At 52.7% G+C, this 21,331-nt stretch carries 20 protein-coding genes; 4 read left to right on the top strand and 16 right to left on the bottom strand.

Features of this window, described 5'->3' with window-relative positions; all coding sequences use genetic code 11:
• Positions 1-84 precede the first annotated feature (84 nt).
• Both yfcG and ACJY2G_RS07605 read left to right on the top strand, forming a co-directional pair.
• Positions 85-711, top strand: a complete 627-nt coding sequence (gene yfcG / locus ACJY2G_RS07610) for a GSH-dependent disulfide bond oxidoreductase (RefSeq protein ID WP_430319274.1) — start codon at positions 85-87, stop codon at positions 709-711.
• A gap of 152 nt (positions 712-863) precedes the next feature.
• The gene (locus ACJY2G_RS07605) at positions 864-1,760 is read left to right on the top strand and encodes a TIGR01777 family oxidoreductase (RefSeq protein ID WP_120162076.1); all 897 of its coding nucleotides are present in this window, start codon (positions 864-866) and stop codon (positions 1,758-1,760) included.
• Positions 1,761-2,424: 664 nt separating this feature from the next.
• Here ACJY2G_RS07605 and ACJY2G_RS07600 read toward each other — a convergent pair.
• Positions 2,425-4,020, bottom strand: coding sequence for an ABC transporter substrate-binding protein (locus tag ACJY2G_RS07600; RefSeq protein WP_129639054.1), 1,596 nt, complete (start codon positions 4,018-4,020; stop codon positions 2,425-2,427).
• A gap of 158 nt (positions 4,021-4,178) precedes the next feature.
• On the opposite strand from ACJY2G_RS07600, the gene pepT reads away from it, so the two are divergent.
• Complete coding sequence (pepT, locus tag ACJY2G_RS07595) at positions 4,179-5,411, top strand: peptidase T (protein ID WP_430319275.1); 1,233 nt, start codon at positions 4,179-4,181, stop codon at positions 5,409-5,411.
• Between the two features lie 56 nt (positions 5,412-5,467).
• Here the strand turns inward: pepT and hisP are convergent, their stop codons facing one another.
• From hisP to ACJY2G_RS07520, 15 genes are all read right to left on the bottom strand, one after another.
• Positions 5,468-6,241 (bottom strand): histidine ABC transporter ATP-binding protein HisP, encoded by a 774-nt coding sequence (hisP, locus tag ACJY2G_RS07590; RefSeq protein ID WP_113877034.1) that lies wholly within the window; start codon positions 6,239-6,241, stop codon positions 5,468-5,470.
• 34 nt (positions 6,242-6,275) lie between these two features.
• A complete protein-coding gene (locus ACJY2G_RS07585) occupies positions 6,276-6,992 on the bottom strand; it encodes an ABC transporter permease (protein ID WP_112288119.1) in 717 nt (238 codons plus the stop codon).
• On the bottom strand, positions 6,989-7,675 hold the full coding sequence (locus ACJY2G_RS07580; protein WP_112288118.1) for a histidine ABC transporter permease HisQ: 687 nt from the start codon (positions 7,673-7,675) through the stop codon (positions 6,989-6,991). Before ACJY2G_RS07580 ends, ACJY2G_RS07585 begins: the two co-directional genes overlap by 4 nt.
• Before the next feature lie 106 nt (positions 7,676-7,781).
• Complete coding sequence (locus ACJY2G_RS07575; RefSeq protein WP_120162080.1) at positions 7,782-8,564, bottom strand: lysine/arginine/ornithine ABC transporter substrate-binding protein; 783 nt, start codon at positions 8,562-8,564, stop codon at positions 7,782-7,784.
• 322 nt (positions 8,565-8,886) lie between these two features.
• Positions 8,887-9,459, bottom strand: a complete 573-nt coding sequence (locus tag ACJY2G_RS07570) for a UbiX family flavin prenyltransferase (protein WP_426785724.1) — start codon at positions 9,457-9,459, stop codon at positions 8,887-8,889.
• 130 nt (positions 9,460-9,589) lie between these two features.
• Positions 9,590-11,107 (bottom strand): amidophosphoribosyltransferase, encoded by a 1,518-nt coding sequence (gene purF / locus ACJY2G_RS07565; protein ID WP_112288115.1) that lies wholly within the window; start codon positions 11,105-11,107, stop codon positions 9,590-9,592.
• Positions 11,108-11,137: 30 nt separating this feature from the next.
• Positions 11,138-11,629: a colicin V production protein gene (gene cvpA / locus ACJY2G_RS07560; protein WP_112288114.1), complete on the bottom strand. Its 492-nt coding sequence runs from the start codon at positions 11,627-11,629 to the stop codon at positions 11,138-11,140.
• Positions 11,630-11,978: 349 nt separating this feature from the next.
• On the bottom strand, positions 11,979-12,770 hold the full coding sequence (gene dedD / locus ACJY2G_RS07555) for a cell division protein DedD (protein WP_430319276.1): 792 nt from the start codon (positions 12,768-12,770) through the stop codon (positions 11,979-11,981).
• Positions 12,760-14,046: a bifunctional tetrahydrofolate synthase/dihydrofolate synthase gene (folC, locus tag ACJY2G_RS07550; protein ID WP_430319277.1), complete on the bottom strand. Its 1,287-nt coding sequence runs from the start codon at positions 14,044-14,046 to the stop codon at positions 12,760-12,762. The genes dedD and folC overlap by 11 nt, the downstream gene beginning before the upstream one ends.
• Before the next feature lie 187 nt (positions 14,047-14,233).
• Positions 14,234-15,148 carry an acetyl-CoA carboxylase, carboxyltransferase subunit beta gene (accD, locus tag ACJY2G_RS07545; protein ID WP_113877028.1) on the bottom strand — a complete coding sequence of 305 codons (915 nt, stop codon included), beginning with the start codon at positions 15,146-15,148 and terminating at the stop codon, positions 14,234-14,236.
• Between the two features lie 263 nt (positions 15,149-15,411).
• Positions 15,412-16,080, bottom strand: coding sequence for a DedA family protein (locus tag ACJY2G_RS07540; protein WP_112287108.1), 669 nt, complete (start codon positions 16,078-16,080; stop codon positions 15,412-15,414).
• Between the two features lie 74 nt (positions 16,081-16,154).
• On the bottom strand, positions 16,155-16,985 hold the full coding sequence (gene truA / locus ACJY2G_RS07535) for a tRNA pseudouridine(38-40) synthase TruA (RefSeq protein ID WP_430319278.1): 831 nt from the start codon (positions 16,983-16,985) through the stop codon (positions 16,155-16,157).
• A 2-nt stretch (positions 16,986-16,987) separates the two neighbouring features.
• Entirely contained in the window at positions 16,988-17,998 is a 1,011-nt protein-coding gene (locus tag ACJY2G_RS07530) for an aspartate-semialdehyde dehydrogenase (protein ID WP_112287110.1), read from the bottom strand.
• A 130-nt stretch (positions 17,999-18,128) separates the two neighbouring features.
• The gene (gene pdxB, locus ACJY2G_RS07525) at positions 18,129-19,256 is read right to left on the bottom strand and encodes a 4-phosphoerythronate dehydrogenase PdxB (RefSeq protein ID WP_113877024.1); all 1,128 of its coding nucleotides are present in this window, start codon (positions 19,254-19,256) and stop codon (positions 18,129-18,131) included.
• A gap of 100 nt (positions 19,257-19,356) precedes the next feature.
• The gene (locus ACJY2G_RS07520; protein ID WP_112287112.1) at positions 19,357-20,148 is read right to left on the bottom strand and encodes an AraC family transcriptional regulator; all 792 of its coding nucleotides are present in this window, start codon (positions 20,146-20,148) and stop codon (positions 19,357-19,359) included.
• 128 nt (positions 20,149-20,276) lie between these two features.
• Between ACJY2G_RS07520 and ACJY2G_RS07515 the strand changes: the two genes are divergently transcribed.
• The gene (locus ACJY2G_RS07515; protein WP_129639059.1) at positions 20,277-21,182 is read left to right on the top strand and encodes a DMT family transporter; all 906 of its coding nucleotides are present in this window, start codon (positions 20,277-20,279) and stop codon (positions 21,180-21,182) included.
• Positions 21,183-21,331: the final 149 nt, after the last annotated feature.

Raw genomic sequence — 21,331 nt, 5'->3', positions numbered from 1 at the left:
GATATAAAGTTTGTGATTATCAATCCCCCATTGGCGCATCCCGCCCCGCAAGTCGCGGAGTCTGATTAAAACGCAGGAGGCAATATGATCGATCTCTATTACGCACCCACACCCAACGGTCACAAAATTTCTCTTTTTCTTGAAGAGAGTGGGCTGCCCTACCGGCTGTATCGAATTGATATGAGCGCCGGAGAGCAATTCAGGCCTGAATTCCTGGCCATTTCTCCCAACAATAAAATCCCGGCCATTGTTGATAATCAACCCGTGGATGGCGGCGCACCGCTCAGCGTCTTTGAGTCTGGCGCAATTTTGCAATATCTGGCAGAAAAAACCGGCAAATTCCTCAGCCAGGAACTGCGCGAAAGAACGATCACACTGCAATGGCTGACCTGGCAGGTTGCCGGATTTGGCCCGATGCTGGGTCAGAATCATCATTTCACCCACTACGCCCCGCAGCCTGTGCCTTATGCCATCGAACGTTTCCTGCAGGAAACCCGGCGGTTGTATGGGGTGCTGAACCGCCAGCTGGAGAAAAATGCCTATATCGCGGGCGAGAATTACAGCGTTGCTGATATTGCCACTTACCCGTGGGTGGTGGCGCATGAGCGCCAGCGCGTTGATCTGGCGGAGTTTCCTGCCGTGCGCAACTGGTTTGAGCGGGTGAAAAGCCGCCCGGCGACGCAAAAAGCCTATGCGTTGGCGCAGGCATAATCCGCCCCGATGCCTCCGTACTTTGCCGGAGGTGTTTTCCCTTCTGCAAAATAAAAACACTTAATTGTGCTCCATATCGCGAGTTAATGGCGGTGACTCATCTATGATTATAGGCAGTTCATCCGCGAATTCAGACAGTTAAGGATCACGATATGAAAGTCCTGATAACCGGCGCAACCGGGCTCATCGGTCGAAAACTCACCGGGCGACTTCTTGAACAATCTCATCAGATTACCGCACTGAGCCGCGCCCCTGAACGAGCGGCGAAGCTGTTAGGCTCGCAGGTTCAGGTATGGGAAACGCTGGAAGGCAAAACCACCCTCGACGGTTTCGACGCCGTCATCAACCTTGCCGGTGAGCCGATCGCGGACAAACGCTGGACGAAAGAACACAAAGCCCGGTTATGTGAAAGCCGCTGGCAGCTCACTGAAAAACTGGCGACGCTGATTAATGCCAGTCAGACGCCACCTTCAGTCTTCATTTCCGGTTCAGCGGTCGGGTATTACGGCGATCAGGGGCAGGCGCTGGTGCCGGAAGATGAGCCGCCGAACAAGCAATTTACCTGGCAACTGTGCGCCCGCTGGGAAGCCCTGGCAATGTCCGCACAAAGCCCGTCCACGCGAGTTTGTCTGCTGCGAACCGGGATCGTACTGGCCGAAAAAGGCGGTGCGCTGGCAAAAATAGTGCTGCCCTTCCGCGCCGGTCTCGGTGGCCCGATCGGCGATGGTCAGCAATATATGCCGTGGATCCACATCAATGACATGATTGACGGGATCCTTTTCCTCCTCGCCCACGAAACGCTCTCAGGGCCGTTCAATATGGTATCGCCTTATCCGGCACGTAATGAACAATTCAGCGCCCTGCTCGGGCAAGTCCTCCACCGTCCGGCGTTTATGCGCGCACCTGCGCCTGTGGTTCGTTTGCTGATGGGTGAATCAGCGGTGCTGGTGCTGGGAGGTCAGCGAGCCGTGCCACGCAGACTGGAAGCCGCAGGGTTTGAATTTAAGCATCAGGAATTGAAGGAAGCACTGGAGGATTTGCTGGCGTGAAGGGTCTTGCAGCCCTTCACCCTGCTCAACCAGATGGGGATGTTTCGGCTTCTCATAGGTACAATGGCGCGGTACTGGCGCTTTTTAAAAACTGATCGGGGGGGATGTTTCGGTTTCTTAATAACTGAGATTACTTAACTTTCTGCACCGAAACCGCCCAAAGGAGGAAAGTGCTTTTCCTCCTTTGGATTCCTCCTCGCTTTTTCAACAAGCGCTTCGCTCGCTGGCTATGTTTCAGCTATCACTGCGACAGGCTGGAAATCTTGCCGCTGCGCGGTGCCTTCTCTCGGTCCTGAAGCCTTGGTCTTCAGGCCGCTCCGTTCAGCAAGATTTCTGAATCGCCCGCACGTTCTTAAATTCAAAAACAGAGAGGTTTTATCTTTTAGAAATGTTGATTGGCGAGCTCAAAAATGGCACCGAATGAACGGTTCGAGACCTATGGCTCGAAGCCTGAAATGAGGGAATCGCGGAGCGATGACATTTTGCGCCACACTCAGAACGATCAGAACATGTCCTTCGTTCCAGCGACAGCGCGCAGTGAAAAAGCGAGGGGAGTGCAGAGGGGAAAAGCCTTTCCCCTCTGCTCGGTTTCGGCGAAATATCTCGTGTGAGAACTGTTATTGAGAAACCGAAACGTCCACAATTCAATTCCCCCCCTCAGGTTCTACTCCTTCACATCCACCTGATAAAAAACATGTTTCCCAAACGGATCCACTTCATAGCCGGTCACTTCTTTGCGGACCGGTTCGAAAATGGTCGAGTGGGCAATCATCACCGCAGGGGCCTGATCGTGCATCATCTGCTGCGCCTGCTCGTAAAGTGCGACGCGTTTTGCATGATCGGTGGTTTCTTTCGCTTCGGTAATCAGCTTATCGAACGGTGCGTAACACCATTTGGCTGAGTTCGAACCGCCCTTCGCTGCATTACAGGTAAACAGCGGACCGAAGAAGTTATCCGGGTCACCGTTCGCCGTCGTCCAGCCCATCAGCGCTGCCATGTGCTCACCGTTACGGATACGGGTCTGATATTCGCCCCATTCGTAACTGACGATGTGCGCTTTCACACCGATTTTCGCCCAGTCCGCCTGGATCATCTCCGCCATGCGACGGGCATTCGGATTATAGGGACGCTGAACCGGCATCGCCCACAAGTCGATATCAAAACCGTTCGGCATTCCCGCTTCGGCCAGCAAGGCTTTGGCTTTCTCCGGTGAATAATCGTAATCCACCAGCTTGTCGTTGTAACTCCAGACACCCGTCGGCAGCAGCGTTTTGGCGACGGTTCCGGTGCCATGGAATACCGCTTCGATGATTTGCGGTTTGTTAATCGCCATGGTCAGTGCCTGCCGTACTTTCACATTATCCAGTGGCGCTTTCTGCGTGTTGAACGAGAGGAAACCGGTGTTAAGGCCAGCCTTGCTCATCAGATTGATGTCTTTATTTGCACGCATACGTTCAAGATCGGCCGGATTCGGGAACGGCATCACCTGACACTCGTTTTTCTCAAGTTTAGCAAGACGCATCGAAGCATCAGGCGTGATGGTATACACCAGACGGTCAATCTTAGATTTGCCCTGCCAGTATTCAGGGAACGCCTTGTACAGCAGACGCGTGTCTTTCTGGTATTGCATCAGCTCGAACGGGCCGGTTCCGACAGGATCCTGATCGACCTTTTCCGGCGTGCCGGCTTTAAGCATCTGATCGGCATATTCCGCAGAGAGAATCGATGCGAAATACCACGCCAGATCCGCCACGAATGGCGCTTCCGGACGGGTCAGATTGAAGCGGACAGTGTAGTCATCCACCTTATCAATGCTGCCGATAAGGTCACCCATTTTCAGGCTGTCGAAGTTCAGGTATGTGCCGCCGGAAATTTTATGGTACGGGTTATTTTCGTCTTTCTGGCGCATGAACGAGAAGATCACGTCGTCGGCGTTGAAGTCGCGCGTCGGCTTGAACAGTTTGTTGCTTTGGAATTTCACGCCCTTGCGCAAATGGAAGGTATAGGTTTTACCGTCCGCACTGACATCCCAGCTTTCCGCCAGGCTAGGGATCAGCTCCGTGGTACCGATTTTAAAATCCACCAGACGGTTATAAATTGGCGCCGCGCTGGCATCCACAGAGGTGCCAGAGGTGTAAAGTTGCGGGTTGAATTGCTCAGGCGAACCTTCAGAACAATACACCAGCGTTTTTGCAGAAACGCCACCTGTGATGGCCAGCGCCAGTAAACCTGTGCTTATTTTTAATATGTTGTGTTTCATTATTTTCCCTTTTTCCCTGTCCGGAGAGTGTTTAAATCTTCTTCATCGTGGAACATAAAGCAAAAACAGATTAACATCTGGATAACACGTAGTAATACTTTGTTATATATGAAAATCTTATAACAGGGAACAATATTTGCGCACATTCAGAGGTCAAGATGTCGACAACAATCGCAAAACAGCTTACCGAACGTTTCTACCGCTATCTCTCCGTAACATCACAAAGTGATGCCAGCGCGACCACTCTGCCAAGCACACCAGGCCAGCACGATATGGCGCGCTTACTGGCCGATGAGCTGCACCAGCTCGGTCTGGAAAACATTCAGATCGACGAATACGCGACAGTGACAGCAGTGAAATCCGGTACCAAAAAAGGTGGTCCGCGCATCGGTTTCATCACGCATATTGATACCGTGGATGTCGGCCTGCGCCCGGACATTCACCCGCAGACGTTGCGTTTTACCGGCGAAGATGTGTGCCTCAATAGTGAAAAAGATATCTGGCTGCGCCCTGCCGAGCGCCCTGAAATCCTGCCGTACAAAGGCGAAGACATTATTTTCAGCGACGGCACCAGCGTGCTGGGTGCGGATAACAAAGCGGCGGTGACTGTTGTGATGACATTGCTGGAAAACCTGACTGCTGAGCAGGAATACGGCGATATCGTGGTGGCGTTTGTGCCGGACGAAGAAATCGGACTGCGCGGCGCCAAGGCGCTGGATCTTGCGCGCTTCGATGTGGATTTCGCTTACACCATCGACTGCTGCGAACTCGGGGAAGTAGTTTACGAAAACTTTAACGCAGCGGCGGCGGAAATCACCTTTACCGGCGTAACCGCGCATCCGATGTCAGCAAAAGACGTGCTGGTGAATCCGCTGCTGATGGCACAGGATTTCATCAGTCATTTTGACCGTGCAGAAACGCCTGAAAACACCGAAGGCCGGGAAGGTTATGTCTGGTTCAATGGCATGAGCGCGTCGCAGCAAGGCGCTGAACTGAAAGCCTCCATTCGTGATTTCGACAGCGCCAGTTTTGCAGCACGTAAGCAAAAAATTCATGATGTCGCGAAAGAGATTGCCGCGCAGTATCCGACGGCGAAAGTCTCGGTTGAGATCAGTGACACCTACAGCAATATCAGCAGCGCCATCGGTGAAGATCGCCGGGCGATTGATCTGATCTTTGCAGGTTTGAAAGAGATCGGCGTTGAGCCAAAAGTGATCCCGATGCGCGGCGGCACCGACGGTGCAGCGCTGTCAGCCAAAGGTTTACTGACGCCGAACTACTTTACCGGCGCGCATAATTTCCACTCGAAATTCGAGTTCCTGCCGGTGAATTCATTTGTGAAATCCTATGAACTCACCGTTCAGCTTTGCCTGCTGGCAGCGAAAGGTTGATTCGACTCGCTTTTTATCTTGCTCCTCCCCCTGTGAAGGGGAGGAGCGTACGGATGTTACTTCAACGCACCTGAAAGGAACTGTTGCAGGCGGGCACTTTTCGGTCTGCCAAAGACTTCGGAAGGATCGCCCTGCTCTTCAATCACGCCCTGATGCAGGAAAATAACGTGGCTGGAGACATGACGGGCAAACTCCATTTCATGCGTTACCACCACCATGGTTTTCCCCTCCTCTGCCAGTTTTTGCATAATACGCAGCACTTCGCCAACCAGTTCAGGATCGAGCGCGGAAGTCGGTTCATCAAACAACAGCACTTCCGGTTCCATCGCCAGCGCACGGGCAATAGACACGCGCTGTTGCTGACCACCTGACAAATTCACCGGATACTTACCCTGTGCGCGGGCGTCAATGCCCACTTTATCGAGATACTTCACCGCACGTTCACGCGCTTCCGCTTTGCTTAACCCCAGCACCTGCACCGGCGCTTCCATAACGTTTTCCAGCACCGTCATGTGACTCCACAGGTTGAAATGCTGGAACACCATCGTCAGTTTGGTACGCAGCAGTTGCAGCTGTTTTTTATCAAACACTTTCAGCTGACCGTCGGTGTCGCGCACCATGCGGATATCCTGATTATTGACGCTGATCGAACCTTCGCTTGGTTTCTCAAGAAAGTTAATGCAGCGCAGGAAGGTACTTTTTCCGGATCCTGATGAGCCGATAATACTGATCACATCACCCGCATTGGCAGACAAAGAAACGCCTTTCAGCACTTCATGGTCGCCATAGCGCTTGTGGAGATCGAGAACCGCTAATTTGTTTTCTGGCATAGTTTTTATCCGCAATAATTATTGGTTGGCTTTTTTAATGGGCAGACTGAGGCTTAACATGCGCCAGCCAGCGTTTTTCCGCCTTGCGGAACAGACCAATCAGGACAAAAGAAACACAAAGATAAATCACTGCTGCGATCCCGAAAGCATAAAACGGCTGATAGGTCGCCGAGTTGATGTCGCGGGCGATTTTCAGCACGTCCGGTACCGTGGCGGTAAACGCCAGCGCGGTGGAATGCAGCATCAGAATGACTTCATTACTGTATGCAGGCAGCGCTGTGCGTAATGCCGACGGCAAAATAATGCAGGTATACAGTTTAAAGCGTGAGAATCCGTAGGCATTGGCCGCTTCAATTTCACCGTGCGGAACAGAACGGATCGCACCGGCAAAAATCTCGGTGGTGTACGCGCAGGTATTGAGCGTCAGCGCCAGAATCGTACAGTTCAGTCCGCTGCGGAAGAAGGCATTGAGAAAGTCTGTGCCACGCACGATTTCCAGGCTGTACATCCCGGAATAAAACACCAGCAACTGGACATACAGCGGTGTTCCGCGGAAAACGTAGGTATACAACCAGATCGGGTAGCGGATGAATTTGTTGGAAGACACGCGCCCCACGGCCATCGGCACTGCCAGTAACCCGCCGATAACGACGGAGCTGATCAGTAACCACAGGGTGATCGCCAGACCGGTGAAACGGTAGCCGTCGCTGTAGAGCAGGGACATTCCGTACTGTTGTAAAATCTCGATCATAGATCAGCCCTCTTCACACCCAGCGAATAACGGCGATCAAGCCATACCAGCACGCCGTTCGACAGCGTGGTGAAAATCAGATAAACCACACCCGCTACAATCGCAAAGTAGAACGGCTGATACGTGCCTTTACCGGCCAGCTGCGTGGCTTTGACCACGTCATTCAGACCGAGCAATGACACCAGCGCAGTGGCTTTGAGGATAACCTGCCAGTTGTTGGCAATACCCGGCAGCGCAAAACGCATCATGGCCGGGAACAGAATTCGACGGAAAATTTGTGAGCCGCTGAAACCAAATGCGGTCGCCGCTTCGATTTGCCCGCGCGGAACCGCCATAAACGCGCCACGGAACGTCTCTGTGAAATAAGCGCCGTAAATAAAGCCCAGCGTGATGATACCGGCGCTCATCGGGTCGATATCAATCTGCGACATGCCGATGGATTCGGTCAGGCTGTTGAGAGCAATCTGCAAACCGTAAAAAATTAATAACATCAATACCAGATCAGGTACGCCGCGGATAAGCGTGGTATAGCAACCAAAAAAACCAGAAATAATCCGGCTCTTCGACAGTTTCCCACCAGCCCCGATAAGCCCTATCACCAGCGCTAAAATAACTGACGAAATCGCCAGCTCCAGTGTCACCAACGTGCCCTGGATAATTACCTGGGAATACCCATACAGCATGGTTTTTTCCTGTCTTTAATGGATCCCTGCGCAGGCAAAACGGCAACCTGCGTCAGAACCGCAGGGAGCGGCAAACCGCTCCCTTTGGCTCATCTCACAGCGCAAATCAGCCGCCGTAAACGTCAAAATCGAAGTATTTTTTCGCCAGTTTGTCGTAAGTCCCGTCTTTACGCATGCTGTCAAACGCCTTGTTCAGTGCGTCTTTCAGGTCGGTTTCATTCTTGCGCAGACCCATGCCGGTGCCCACGCCAAAGAATTTATCGTCTTTCACTGAAGGGCCTGCAAACGCATAGTCTTTGCCCGCAGACTGTTTCAGGAAGCCTTCGCTGCCTGCCACTTCATCCTGAAATGCTGCGTCCAGGCGACCAGATGCCAGATCTGCATAAATCAGATCCTGGTTCTGGTAAGCCACTACGTTGATGCCTTTTGGCTGCCATTGTGCGTTGGCATAGGCTTCCTGAGTGGAACCCTGCAATACGCCAACGTTTTTGCCTTTCAGGGCATCCAGAGTAGGCAGAATTTTGGAGCCTTTAGGCGCGATAAGACGGGCGTTAGCGGCATATAGTTTTTCAGTGAAATCAATTTCCAGCTGACGTTTTTCAGTGATGGATAATGAGGAAATAATCGCATCAATTTTTTTGGCTTTCAGGGAAGGGATCAGTGCATCGAAATCACTTTCAACATAAGTACATTTGATGGCTGCACGTTTACACATTTCGTTAGCCAGGTCGATATCAAAGCCAACCAGCTTGCCGCTGGAGTCTTTTGATTCAAATGGGGCGTAAGTCGGATCAGTACCGATATTAATTGCTTTAGGCGCGGCAGCAAATGCACTACCTGCACTGGCTAAGACCAGAACCAGCGGAAGAACCTTGAACAACTTTTTCATACATTAGCCTCAGTGATTATTCATCTGTTGTGGTTGTGTGTGCGTGAATGAACGTCTTTTTATAGTTTGCTGAACGATGCAAATGGCTTTTTGCCAGATTTTCTCATGCACTTTTCGTGCCGTTTCTCAGCATAGCCACTTTCCGCTGTGAGAGAACGAAAACCGGTCAAAAAAGCATCGGGATAATGAAAGTTTTCAAAGGTCTGAAGAAAGAATAGCTGAAGGGGTGGCGAACACTGCACCTTAATGAATCAATTTGTGATCATTGTTGGTGCAATGTAACCGAACTGCGCGAAATGAGTGCGGATTGGGAGAAGAAAGATTAACGACTGCCCTGCCATCGAACAAATAAGTCTTCAGGGAGCTCAATATCAAACTGATCAATCACCCGGTTTACAGTCTGATCGATAATATCTTCGACAGATGTCGGGCGGTGATAAAACGCCGGAACCGGCGGCATAATAATAGCGCCTAGCTCAGCGGCCTGGGTCATGAGTCGTAAATGCCCGAGATGCAGCGGCGTTTCACGCACGCATAACACCAGACGGCGGCGTTCTTTAAGCACCACGTCCGCTGCACGGGTCAGCAGGCCGTCGGTGTAACTGTTCACGATACCGGAAAGCGTTTTGATTGAGCAGGGTAAAATCACCATACCTGCTGTTTTGAATGAGCCGGAAGAAATGCTGGCAGCGATATCACGTGAATCATGCACCACATCTGCCAGCGCCTGCACATCGCGCAGGGAGAGATCGGTTTCCAGGGTCAGCGTCTGGCGGGCGGCATTGCTCATCACCAGATGAGTTTCGATATCAGGCACGCTCTGCAATACCTGCAAAAGCCTGACACCATAAATTGCGCCGCTGGCGCCGGAAATACCGACGATAAGTCGTTTCATGAACACTGCCTTAGAAAATGTTACCAGACCTTATGCTGCCAATACTGACATAAATCCAGACATAAAAAAACGCGCCCGCCCGGTTGTTCACCGGAGGGACGCGTTTATGCGGATGTCAGCAACCGGCTAATCAGCCTTCGTTGTGCATCTCAAGGTTTTCAGCTTCCTGCTGACCACGCAATGCCTGAGCATCGTCGTTACGCAGGGCTTCGAGGTATTCCAGATAGTTCTGGTCAACGTCTTTAGTGACGTAAACACCGTCGAAGACTGAACATTCAAATTTCTCGATGTCGGTATTGTCTTCTTTCACTGCGGCGATCAGGTCGCTCAGATCCTGGAAAATCAACGCATCAGCACCAATCATCTGATTGATTTCGCTGACTTCACGGCCATGCGCAATCAGTTCATTGGCACTTGGCATATCGATACCGTAGACGTTCGGGAAACGAATTTCCGGCGCCGCTGACGCCAGATAAACACGTCTCGCACCCGCTTCACGCGCCATCTCAACAATCTGCTGAGAGGTGGTGCCGCGCACGATGGAGTCATCCACCAGCAGCACGTTTTTATCGCGGAATTCAGCACGGTTGGCATTCAGTTTACGGCGTACCGATTTACGACGTTCCTGCTGTCCCGGCATGATAAAGGTACGGCCCACGTAGCGGTTTTTCACAAAACCCTGGCGGTACGGTTTATTCAGGATACGGGCGATTTCCAGCGCGATATCGCAGGAGGTTTCCGGGATAGGAATGACCACGTCGATGTCCAGATCTTCCCATTCACGGGCAATTTTCGCGCCCAGCTTTTCACCCATACGAACACGGGCGCTGTAGACGGAAATCTTGTCGATGAAGGAGTCAGGACGCGCGAAATACACGTACTCGAACAGGCACGGATTGTACTGAGGATTTTCAGCACACATGCGGGTGTAGAGCTGGCCTTTTTCGGTGATGTACACCGCTTCGCCTGGCGCAACGTCACGCAGGAACTCAAAACCTAATGTATCGAGTGCCACACTTTCAGATGCCACCATGTACTCATTACGGCCACCTTCCAGCGTACGCTTACCGATAACCAGCGGACGGATACCGTGCGGGTCACGGAACGCCAGCATGCCGTGACCGATGATCATCGCCACACAGGCGTAAGCGCCACGGATTTTCAAATTCACCGCGGCAACCGCAGCGAAAATGTTATCGGCTTCCAGCGGGTAATGCTGGAAACGATCCAGTTCACTCGCCAGGATATTGAGCAGGATTTCAGAATCGGAAGTGGTGTTCACATGGCGGCGCTGACCTTCGAACAGGTTGCTTCGCAATTCGTGAGCATTGGTCAGGTTACCGTTATGCGCAAGGGTGATGCCGAACGGAGAGTTGACGTAAAAAGGTTGAGCTTCTGAAGCGCTGGAACTGCCAGCCGTTGGGTAGCGCACATGGCCAATACCCATGTTGCCCTGTAAGCGTTGCATATGGCGGGCTTCGAAAACATCCTTCACCAGGCCATTCGCTTTCCGTAAACGGAAGTTATTATTGGCATCAATGGTGACGATGCCTGCGGCATCCTGCCCACGGTGTTGTAACACCGTTAACGCGTCATAAATCGACTGGTTTACCGGCATGAAACCGGCGATACCGACAATACCGCACATGTTGTCTTTTCCTCTTCAGCGCTGCCAGAACTAAATATGTTTTGGCAAGAAACTCGACGTGCTCTGCAGGTAGTCAAAGAACCACCTGATGATATAACTGAATTGTGGGATCAACTGGGATTGTTTCCAGTCTTCACTTTGTGAAAAACTGGTGAAGGTATCCAGGAAGAACAGCATCGCAGAGACGATTAACACCCCGCGCAGTGCGCCGAAGCACACACCTAACACCCTGTCAGTGCCGGACAAACCGGTTTTTTCCACCAGCGAACTGATCACATAGTTGACAATTGCACCTACGATCAACGTCGCGATGAACAAGATGGCAATTGCGATCCCGTTTCGAACTAACTCATCTTCGAAACGCGTGAAGTAGATGGCGAGATAAGGGTAATAATGGCTGGCAACAAAGAAGGCGCAAGCCCAGGTTACCAGCGATAAAGCCTCGCGAACAAAACCACGGATCAAACTGACTAAAGCAGAAAATCCGATAACCGCAATAATGACGTAATCAATCCAGACCATTAACTATTCCAGTGTCTAATCCAGTCACGTCTACCCCGGCATCCAGTTCGCGGCGAATTCTAACAGAAAAAGAAAACGTTTGCGTAGGGGAAATCTGCCGGCCAGACAAATTAATAATAGCGATTAAAAAAACCTCAATCGCAGCATAAACCTATAAAAACCCAACCAGAGGATCTTATAGAAAAAGGGCACAAATCGCTTGTGCCCTCCGTGGTATTTATCATTATCAGACCCAGGCAATTGGAGTTGTAGCAAGGCAGCAAATGAGAGGATCCCGATGAGCTGACATTAGTCAGTGATTCGGGTCCTCGATTGCAGCGAACACAGCTGCGGCTTCAAGTGCGCAGGGTCAGTGAGCGCTGTATGCCCGAACCTGCCCGCCTAATCCGCTCAGCTGTTGCAATTGCGGAAGTGACGCTTCAAGTTTCTGCTTCGATGCATCAGGCCCCACATACAGGCGCGTGATCTGCCCCTGTACCGGTGTTGCAGGCACTGTGTAAGCACGGAAACCAGACAACCGCAGATTGGCCACAATCTCATTGGCTTTCGCGGCGTTCTTCAGCGCACCCAACTGCACAACATACGACTGCCCTGCCGGTGCTTTCTCTTCCGCCGCAGGTTTAGGTTGCTCAACAGGTTTTGGCTGCTCGGCAACCGCTTTAGGCTGCTCAACCGGCTTCGGCTGTTCAACAGGTTTAGGTTTTACCGTCGGTTTTGCTTCCACCATCGGCTTAGGCTCAATCGTTTTCGGCTTCTGCTGTACAGGTTTGACCGGAGCCGTCTGCACCGGTTTTTTCTGTTCAGGTATCGTGGTGACCGGCGGCTGCGATTCCACCGTGGTATTACCCGGTGCCACATTGCCATGATTGGCGGCGTTGGTGTTGTTGGCAGAACTGTCAGTGTTCTGCCCGCCCGTCATGGACTGATCTGCCCCTTCCGGTGGCTGAGCAGGCAGCGATTGCGTTACCGGAGGCACCGAATCCTGTTCCTCAACATCACCCGGTTTTGGCACCAGGGGAATCGACGCAAATTCGTCTTCGTAATGCTTTTTCTTGCCGTCGAGTAAACCGGGCAGAATGATGACGCCCAGCGCCACCAGAATAATGGTCCCGACCAGACGATTTTGAAACTTACTTGCCACTGGTTTTCCCCGTGTCTATAGCATCCATTACGTGAGCTACGGTATGAAACGAGCCGCAGACAATCACAATATCCTGAGGAGCCGCCTCCTGCATAGCCTGTCTCCAGGCAGACTCCACATCATCAAATGGGCGTGCCTGAGGTAAATGTACCGTCAGTTCGGCAACGCTGGCACCGCGCGGGCCTTCCAGCGGTGCGCAATACCATTCATCGACCTGAGGCGACAGACAAGCCAGCGTACCGGCAATATCTTTGTCTTTCAACATTCCGACGACGGCGCGCACCTTGCCGCCATTACGTGGCTGTTCAGCCAGGCGTCCAGCCAGATAAGCGGCGGCATGCGGGTTGTGTGCGACATCCAGTATGAGTCGCGGCGACTCACTCACCGTCTGGAAACGCCCCGGCAGCGCAGCGCGCTGTAAGCCGCTGCGGAGTGCGGCTTCAGGAACATTCAGACCGGAATAATGCAGTGCTGCCAGCGCGGTCGCCGCATTCGCCAGCGGCACATTAGGCAACGGCAAAGCATCCAGAATATTCACTTCTTTACCGGCGTCGAGTGCCGCCCAGCGCCAGCATCCTGCATCAGCAGAAAAATGCCAGTTCACACCGCGGCGGTATAAATCAGACTGTTTTTCCTGTGCGACGTCAGCAATAGATTGAGGCATATCCGGCTCACCGACTACAGCAGGTTTACCAGCACGGAAAATTCCGGCCTTTTCGCGACCAATGCTTTCACGGTCAGAACCCAGCCAGTCAGTGTGATCGAGGGCAATACTGGTGACGACAGACACGCTGGCATCAACAATATTGGTCGCATCCAGACGCCCGCCCAGACCGACTTCAAGGATAACCACATCCAGCTTAGCCTGTTTAAACAGATGCAATGCCGACAATGTGCCATATTCGAAATAGGTCAGAGAAATATCGCCCCGCCCGGCTTCGAGTACCGCAAAAGATTCGCAGTGCGCAGATTCCGGCAACTCTTCGCCCTGAATACGCACACGCTCGGTATAACGCACCAGATGCGGGGAACTGTAAACACCCACACGGTATCCGGCAGCCATCAGGACAGATTCAAGTGTCGCGCAGGTCGTGCCTTTACCGTTGGTTCCGGCTACGGTGAAAACACGCGGCGCAGGAGTCAGTAAATCGAGTTTTTCGGCAACCGCTCTGACCCGGTCAAGGCCAAGCTCTATGGCCTGAGAATGGAGATGTTCGAGATAATAAAGCCACGTGGCCAAAGGCGACGTGGCTTGGGGAATAAGTTGATTTTGCATGAGTCCCGTTCAACCTTATCAGGTTCACTTCGACACTACATCACCAGACTGTGAAAGCAGGCAATGCCCTCTTTGTCAGAATTCACCGACAGAGTAAAAGCACGGGCTGCCTGTTTTGCAAAGAAACAGCGGGCGGCACAACATCAGATGGCCGCCCGACTCACTGACCGGCTTTTACCCTGTTCGATCAGGCGTCCTGGTTGTCAGCGGCAGAACCGTTGACAGGAACATGGACGTCAACCACATTCGGCTCCGGATGTCCGGTCAGCTTCGCCAGAACGCTGCCCAGTTTGGCGCGCATATCCGGACGACGTACGATCATATCAATCGCACCTTTCTCGATCAGAAACTCACTGCGCTGGAAGCCCGGCGGCAGTTTTTCACGTACGGTTTGCTCGATAACACGTGGACCGGCGAAACCGATCAATGCTTTCGGCTCAGCGACGTTAATGTCACCCAACATCGCCAGACTGGCAGACACACCGCCCATGGTTGGGTCAGTCAGTACAGAAATGTACGGCAGGCCGCGTTCCTGTAATTTCGCCAATGCTGCACTGGTTTTCGCCATCTGCATCAGCGACATCAGCGCTTCCTGCATACGTGCGCCGCCACTGGCAGAGAAACACACCAGAGGACAGTTATCTTCCAGCGCCTGTTCGACGGCACGTACGAAACGCGCACCCACAACAGAAGCCATTGAACCGCCCATGAAAGCAAATTCAAAAGATGCCACCACAATTGGCATACCGTACAGGGTGCCTTTCATGACGATCAGTGCATCTTTTTCGTTGGTTTCTTTCTGAGCAGCCACCAGACGATCTTTATATTTCTTGGAATCTTTAAACTTCAGAACATCTTTAGGCTCAAGCTCGCTGCCTAATTCAACCTCACTGCCCTCGTCCATGAAAGTGGACAGACGCATACGCGCGGTAAGGCGCATATGGTGGTCGCACTTAGGGCACACCATGAGGTTGCGCTCAAGCTCGGCGCGGTAAAGAACCTGCCCGCAGCTGTCGCATTTAGTCCAGACGCCCTCAGGAATGCTTGCCTTACGGGTTTGCGAGTCAGTGCTCTTACTAAGAATTCGTTCAATCCAGCTCATCGATAACCTTTCTGTTTGAACCCGGCCGAAGCCAGTCCGCTGTTCATGCTGTAACAAGTCCCCTGAAACCTACCCAAAATCGCCTGTATGCGGGGTGATAAAAAATCTCACACACCGCGCCACAGAAGGGTTGTTCGCAGGAACAGACCATAAATTGTCGCTCATTAAACCATAACGGCCAGACACTGTGGATAAAAAACTGGTCTTACCCTCAGGTTTAATGCCTTAAATTTTAAAGCGCTCGCACAAAAAATCGTCAGAGATTAATCCTGCTGACGCTTTTCTTTCGCCGCTGCGCGTTTGTGCCGCCAGATTTCAACCACACCTGGCAGGATTGACACTACGATGATAGCGACGATCAGTAATTTCAGATTTTCCTGAACAATCGGCAGATCGCCGAAAAGGTAGCCAGCATAGGTAAATAACAGCACCCAAACCAGCGCACCAATCACGTTATATGCAGCAAAATGACGGTAGGACATATGTCCCATACCGGCCACGAACGGCGCAAACGTGCGGACGATCGGCACGAAGCGCGCAAGAATAATCGTTTTGCCGCCATGTTTCTCGTAAAACTTGTGCGTCTTGTCCAAATAACTGCGACGAAAAATCTTTGAGTCCGGATTACTGAACAGACGTTCACCAAATACCCGACCGATAGTGTAATTCACCGCATCACCCACGATCGCCGCAATCGCCATCAGTGCGACCATCACGTGAACATTGAGATCATTGCTGGGTAATGCCGCCAGCGCACCCGCCACAAACAGCAGCGAATCCCCCGGCAGGAACGGCGTGACCACCAGACCCGTTTCGCAGAATAAAATCAGGAATAAAATGCCGTATACCCAGATGCCATACTGCGCAACCAGTTCCGCTAAATGCACATCAATATGCAAAATGAAATCAATGACAAAGTGAATAAAGCCCATTAGATCCTCCACCTCTTCCTGGTCAAAAACGCTGTATTGATAAACGTTAATGCGATAAACGTTAAAAGTGTCCCTTAATCTTCCAGGAACAGTGGCCCCATATTCACCTGAGGTAATGCAAATTTCTCAGGATAATCAACAGACACCAGATACAAACCTTCAGGCTTGCCCGTCGCCGCCGCGAGATTACGATCTTTCGCCGCCAGCAATTCTGACATCCAGCCCACCGGCTGATTGCCCGCACCAATCTCAACCAGACTGCCGACAATATTGCGCACCATATGATGCACAAAGGCATTCGCTTTGATGTCCACCACCACGTAATTACCGTGACGGCTGACGTTGAGATGCATGACATAACGCCACGGCGTACGCGACTGGCATTGAGATGCGCGGAAAGACGTGAAATCGTTTTCGCCCAGTAACGCCTGCCCGGCCAGCTGCATTTTTTCCACGTCCAGCGGCATATGCACATGGGTCACGCCAGTGTGCAAAATCGCTGAACGGTAGCGGTTATTGTAAATAACGTAACGATACCGGCGGGCGGTGGCACTGAAACGGGCGTGGAAATCCTCGCTCACGTTTGCGCACCAGCGAACCGCAATGTCCTTTGGCAGATGGGTATTTACACCCATCGTCCAGGCGGCATCTTTACGCAGAACCGGCGTATCAAAATGCACCACCTGTCCGGTGGCACTGACACCGGCGTCAGTTCGCCCGGCGCAGAACACCACAATCGGCGTATTGGCCACACGGCTCAGCGCTTTTTCCAGACATTCCTGCACACTGGCCACGCCCTGCTGACGCTGCCAGCCAAAATACGCGCTGCCATTATATTCAACGCCTAACGCCACACGTCCGGCGACCGGAGCCGCACCGACGTCAGCGATAACTTCTTCGGACATAATCAGTACCAGTACTCGTTAATCAGCTTCTCGGCGGTTTCCACCGCCATCAGCGCGCCGCCGAAACGAACGTTGTCAGCCACTGACCAGAATTGCAGCAACTCAGGAATGCCGTAATCATTACGAATACAACCAATGCTCAGATTGGCGTTGCCGGAGGCGTCGCTGACCTGAGTCGGGAAATCATCTTCATCGCTGAGATTAATGTCATCAATGCGCTCAAGTTCAGCACGTGCTTCTTCCGCCGACAGCGGACGCAGACCTTCGAGATGCACCACCTGCGCATGACCGTAGAATACCGGCGACTGCACACAGCTGACGGAAATCGGCAGACCCTCGTCCTGCAACACTTTACGTACCTGATCAACCAGACGACGTTCCTGACGCACGCTGCCCTCTTCATCGCTCACCAGCGGTAAGAGGTTGAAAGCCAGCTGCTTGCTGAAAATACCTTCTTCTGCCGGAATACCGTTCAGCAGACGCGCGCTCTGACCGGCCAGATCGTCAACCGCGGCTTTACCCAGCGCTGAAACGGAAAGCAGAGAAGTAACGTGCAGACGGGACAAACCGGCCTGTTCGGTCAGCGGTTTAATGGCAGTCAGCAACTGGCTGGTCAGGCTGTCAGCCACGGCCACGATGTTGCGGTTGCGATAATGCGACAGCGCATCCGGATTCACACCCGGCACCACCAGAGGAATGTCGTGTTCAAGGGAGAACAGACCGCTGCTGTCGATCACCAGACAGCCCTGATTTGCCGCTTCTTCGGCATAAAGCGCAGAGGCTTCAGAACCGGCAACAAAAAATGCCAGCTGAACCTGCGACCAGTCGAATTCAGACGCCTGCTGCACGCGCAGGCTTTTGCCGTTAAAACGCACGGTCTGACCGGCGCTGCGCTCACTTGCCAGCGGGAAGAGCTCACCAACCGGGAACTGACGATCAGCCAATAATTCCAGTAACGCATCACCGACTGCGCCCGTTGCGCCAAGCAGCGCAATATTCCAGCCATCAGACATGTTGGTATTCTCCAGAAATAAAAGTACAAAATACAAAGGGGCGATGAATATTCACCGCCCGGCTATTCAAAATATTTATCGCATCACTGCAGATGAAAAAGCGTAAGGCTGCGTTAAGTCGTCGCTCAACTCAACCTAACTGGCTGTTGAAACCCAGTTTTTTCAGCACATCAGCGGTGGCTGCATCGTCGCAAATCACCCGTAAAGATGACCACTCACGACGTTCTTCATAGAACTTACGCAGCTTGTCGAATTCACCCGGTTTCCCGGCGACACGGCGCAAAGGCCGGTCATCGCGGCGCACATCATACACTAAGTGAATAAGACGCAGCAGTTTGGCTTCGCTCAGTGCGCCACTCAGCGTCACTTCGGCAAATTCCGGCGCCGGAAGTAAGGATTCCAGCGGCACGGTTTGTGGCTGACCGATAAACTGGCTGAATGCTTCAAACACCTGCGTGGTGCCGCGCGCTTTGCCTTCCAGGCTGTAACCGGCAATATGAGCGGTGCCAATGGCGACTTTATCCAGCAGCGCCAGCGATAAATCTGGTTCAGGTTCCCAGACATCCAGCACGGCGGTCAGTTTTTTATTGCCGCTCAGCGCATCGAGCAGTGCCGCGTTATCCACCACTTCGCCGCGACAGGCGTTGATCAGAATGCGATCCGCGGGCAGACGCGCCAGCAAATCCGCATCCACCAGATGATGCGTCGCATAAGGGCCGGACATATTCAGCGGCGTATGGAAAGTCAGGATATCCGCTTCTGCCACCAGTTTTTCCAGCGGCCAGAACTCACCGGCATCGCCACGGTCAGCACGCGGCGGATCGCACAATAACGTGCGCACACCCAGCGCTTCGAGGCGGGCATTCAGGCGTGATCCCACGTTACCGACGCCGATAATTCCGACCGTTTTGTCGCGCAGCTGGAAACCGTCGCGCTGGGCAAGGATCAGCAAAGATGAGAAAACATATTCCACAACGGCAATGGCATTACAGCCCGGCGCCGCAGAGAAACCAATCCCGGCGCTGGCCAGCCATGCATCATCAACGTGATCGGTGCCCGCGGTGGCGGTCCCCACAAATTTCACCGGTTTTCCCGCCAGCAAACTCTCGTTCACTTTCGTCACAGAACGCACCATCAGCGCATCGGCATCATTCAGGGCATCTTGCGGGATGGGACGACCAGGAACGGCCTGCACGTTCCCCAGTCGGCTAAAAAGCTCGACGGCATACGGCATATTTTCATCAACCAGGATTTTCACGTTTGTCTCCGGCAGCATGGCCTAAAGAAAGAATAGAAAATAAAGAGGGCATTGATTTTGCCACGATACGGGGGCAGATCCCAACTTTCAGGGCACAGCTTTACCTGTCGTTACGAAAACGCTGCGGCGTCGTGCCGGAAATCTGCTGGAACATGGCGATAAACGCCGAAGACGAGCTGTAACCCAGATCGAGCGAGACGTCGTGCACCGTTTTACCCTGCTCGAGCAGAGAGATCGAATGCAGAAAACGCAACCGCTGACGCCACTGTGCAAAGCTCATCCCCAGTTCCTGCTGACAGCGCCGCGAGAGAGTGCGTTCGGTGGTATAGACCTGCTTTGCCCACTGCGCCAGCGACGTATTATCCGCCGGGTTTTTCTCCAGCGCATTCAGAACCGGTGCCAGCAGCTTATTTTCAGACGTCGGTAAATAGGTATTTTGTCGCGGTGCCAGACTGATTTGATCCAGCAAAACGCGGCACATGCGCAGGTCCGCTTCAGTTTGCGGCTCGGTCATATTTCGCGAGAAACAATCATCGGCAATGGCATTAAAAATGGCCGTCGGTGTCAGCAGGCAAGGCTCAGCGGGCAAATCCGTATCGAGTTCCGGCGCAATATCGATGGCACAAAAACGCGTGGTCTTGCGGTTATAGCTTGAATGCTCAACCCCGGCAGGTACCCAGATGGCGAATTCACGCGGAGCCAGATAGCGCTGGCCGTTGACCAGCATGGCGAGAACGCCGGATTTCACGCAAATAATCTGGCTCCACGGATGTGAATGACGCACATATTCGGAATTCCCTTCCACAATCTCGCCGCGAAAAAGCAGCGTGACCGGCATTTTCTCGGGCAGTGGCGGATAATAACGGGGAGGCGCTGTACGGGGAGAAAGCATAAAAACCTTTTGTCTGTGACACGCGCGAGGGTTGTCTGAATTGCGCGATGTGTTGTCTGATTATCGTTATATCGAAGAAATAAGACAACCGTACACTAGCGTGACGATTTACTCAGGGATAATAATCAATGAATGCGCTGTTTCCTCTTTTTGCTGTACTCATCTGGTCGCTGAATGCGGTGGTGAGTAAAGCCTCGGCTTCCGCGATCGATCCGGCGGCCATTTCGTTCTACCGCTGGCTGCTGGCTTTATTAACGCTGACCCCATTTGTGCTGCCCGGCCTGCTGCGTAACCTGCAAGCGGTAAAACAATACTGGTGGAAACTGCTGATCCTCGGTCTGCTGGGTATGGTGCTGTACCAGAGTCTGGCGTATTACGCCGCCCACAGCGTCAGCGCGCTGTTTATGGGGATCCTCAATTCGCTGATCCCATTGCTGACCGTGCTGATTGGTCTGGTGGTGCTGCGCATCGTCCCTACCGTCGGCGTCGCACTGGGCAGTATTATTTCACTCGGCGGCTTATTGTGGCTGGTGAGTGCGGGTGATCCATCGCAGCTGTTGCAGCACGGCATCGGCAAGGGAGAACTGATGATGTTCGCCGCGTCTGCGTCTTATGCGTTGTACGGCGTATTAACCAAGCGCTGGGCGATACCGCTGCCGAACTGGCAATCGTTGTATGTGCAGATCATTTTCGGCGTGTTGCTGCTGTTGCCCAACTTCCTGCTCGCCAGTGATGTCAGCCTGAACGCACATAATATTCCGCTGGTGCTGTTCGCCGGGATCCCGGCGTCGATTATTGCTCCTTTCCTGTGGATCCAGGGCGTTATCCGACTTGGTGCCAATAAAGCGTCTATTTTCATGAACCTGTCGCCAATTTTCACGGCGGTGATCGCCGTGCTGTTCCTGCACGAACAGCTGCACAGCTATCATCTGATCGGCGGTGGTATCACGCTTGCCGGTGTGATCCTCGCGCAGCGTTTACGTAAACCGCTTTACTCCCGCAAGCCACCTGCGACACAAAAAGACCTCGGTTAAACCATTGCGCCATCCGGAAAAAGGATGGCGTTTCTTTCTGCTTTTCGCTTTCGCGCCCCGCAATACGTTTTCGCCCGCTGTTTTAAGCAACAATATCTTCAGGAATCTCCGCCAGTCAGCTTTTCACGGTGTCGGTGAAAACACTTTGC

Origin of the sequence: Rahnella sp. ATs2 (genome assembly GCF_051851855.1) — a bacterium.
Taxonomy (GTDB): Bacteria; Pseudomonadota; Gammaproteobacteria; order Enterobacterales; family Enterobacteriaceae; genus Rahnella; species Rahnella variigena.
Note: the sequence above shows the minus strand (reverse complement) of the source record. Positions and strands in the feature narration are given on the sequence as shown.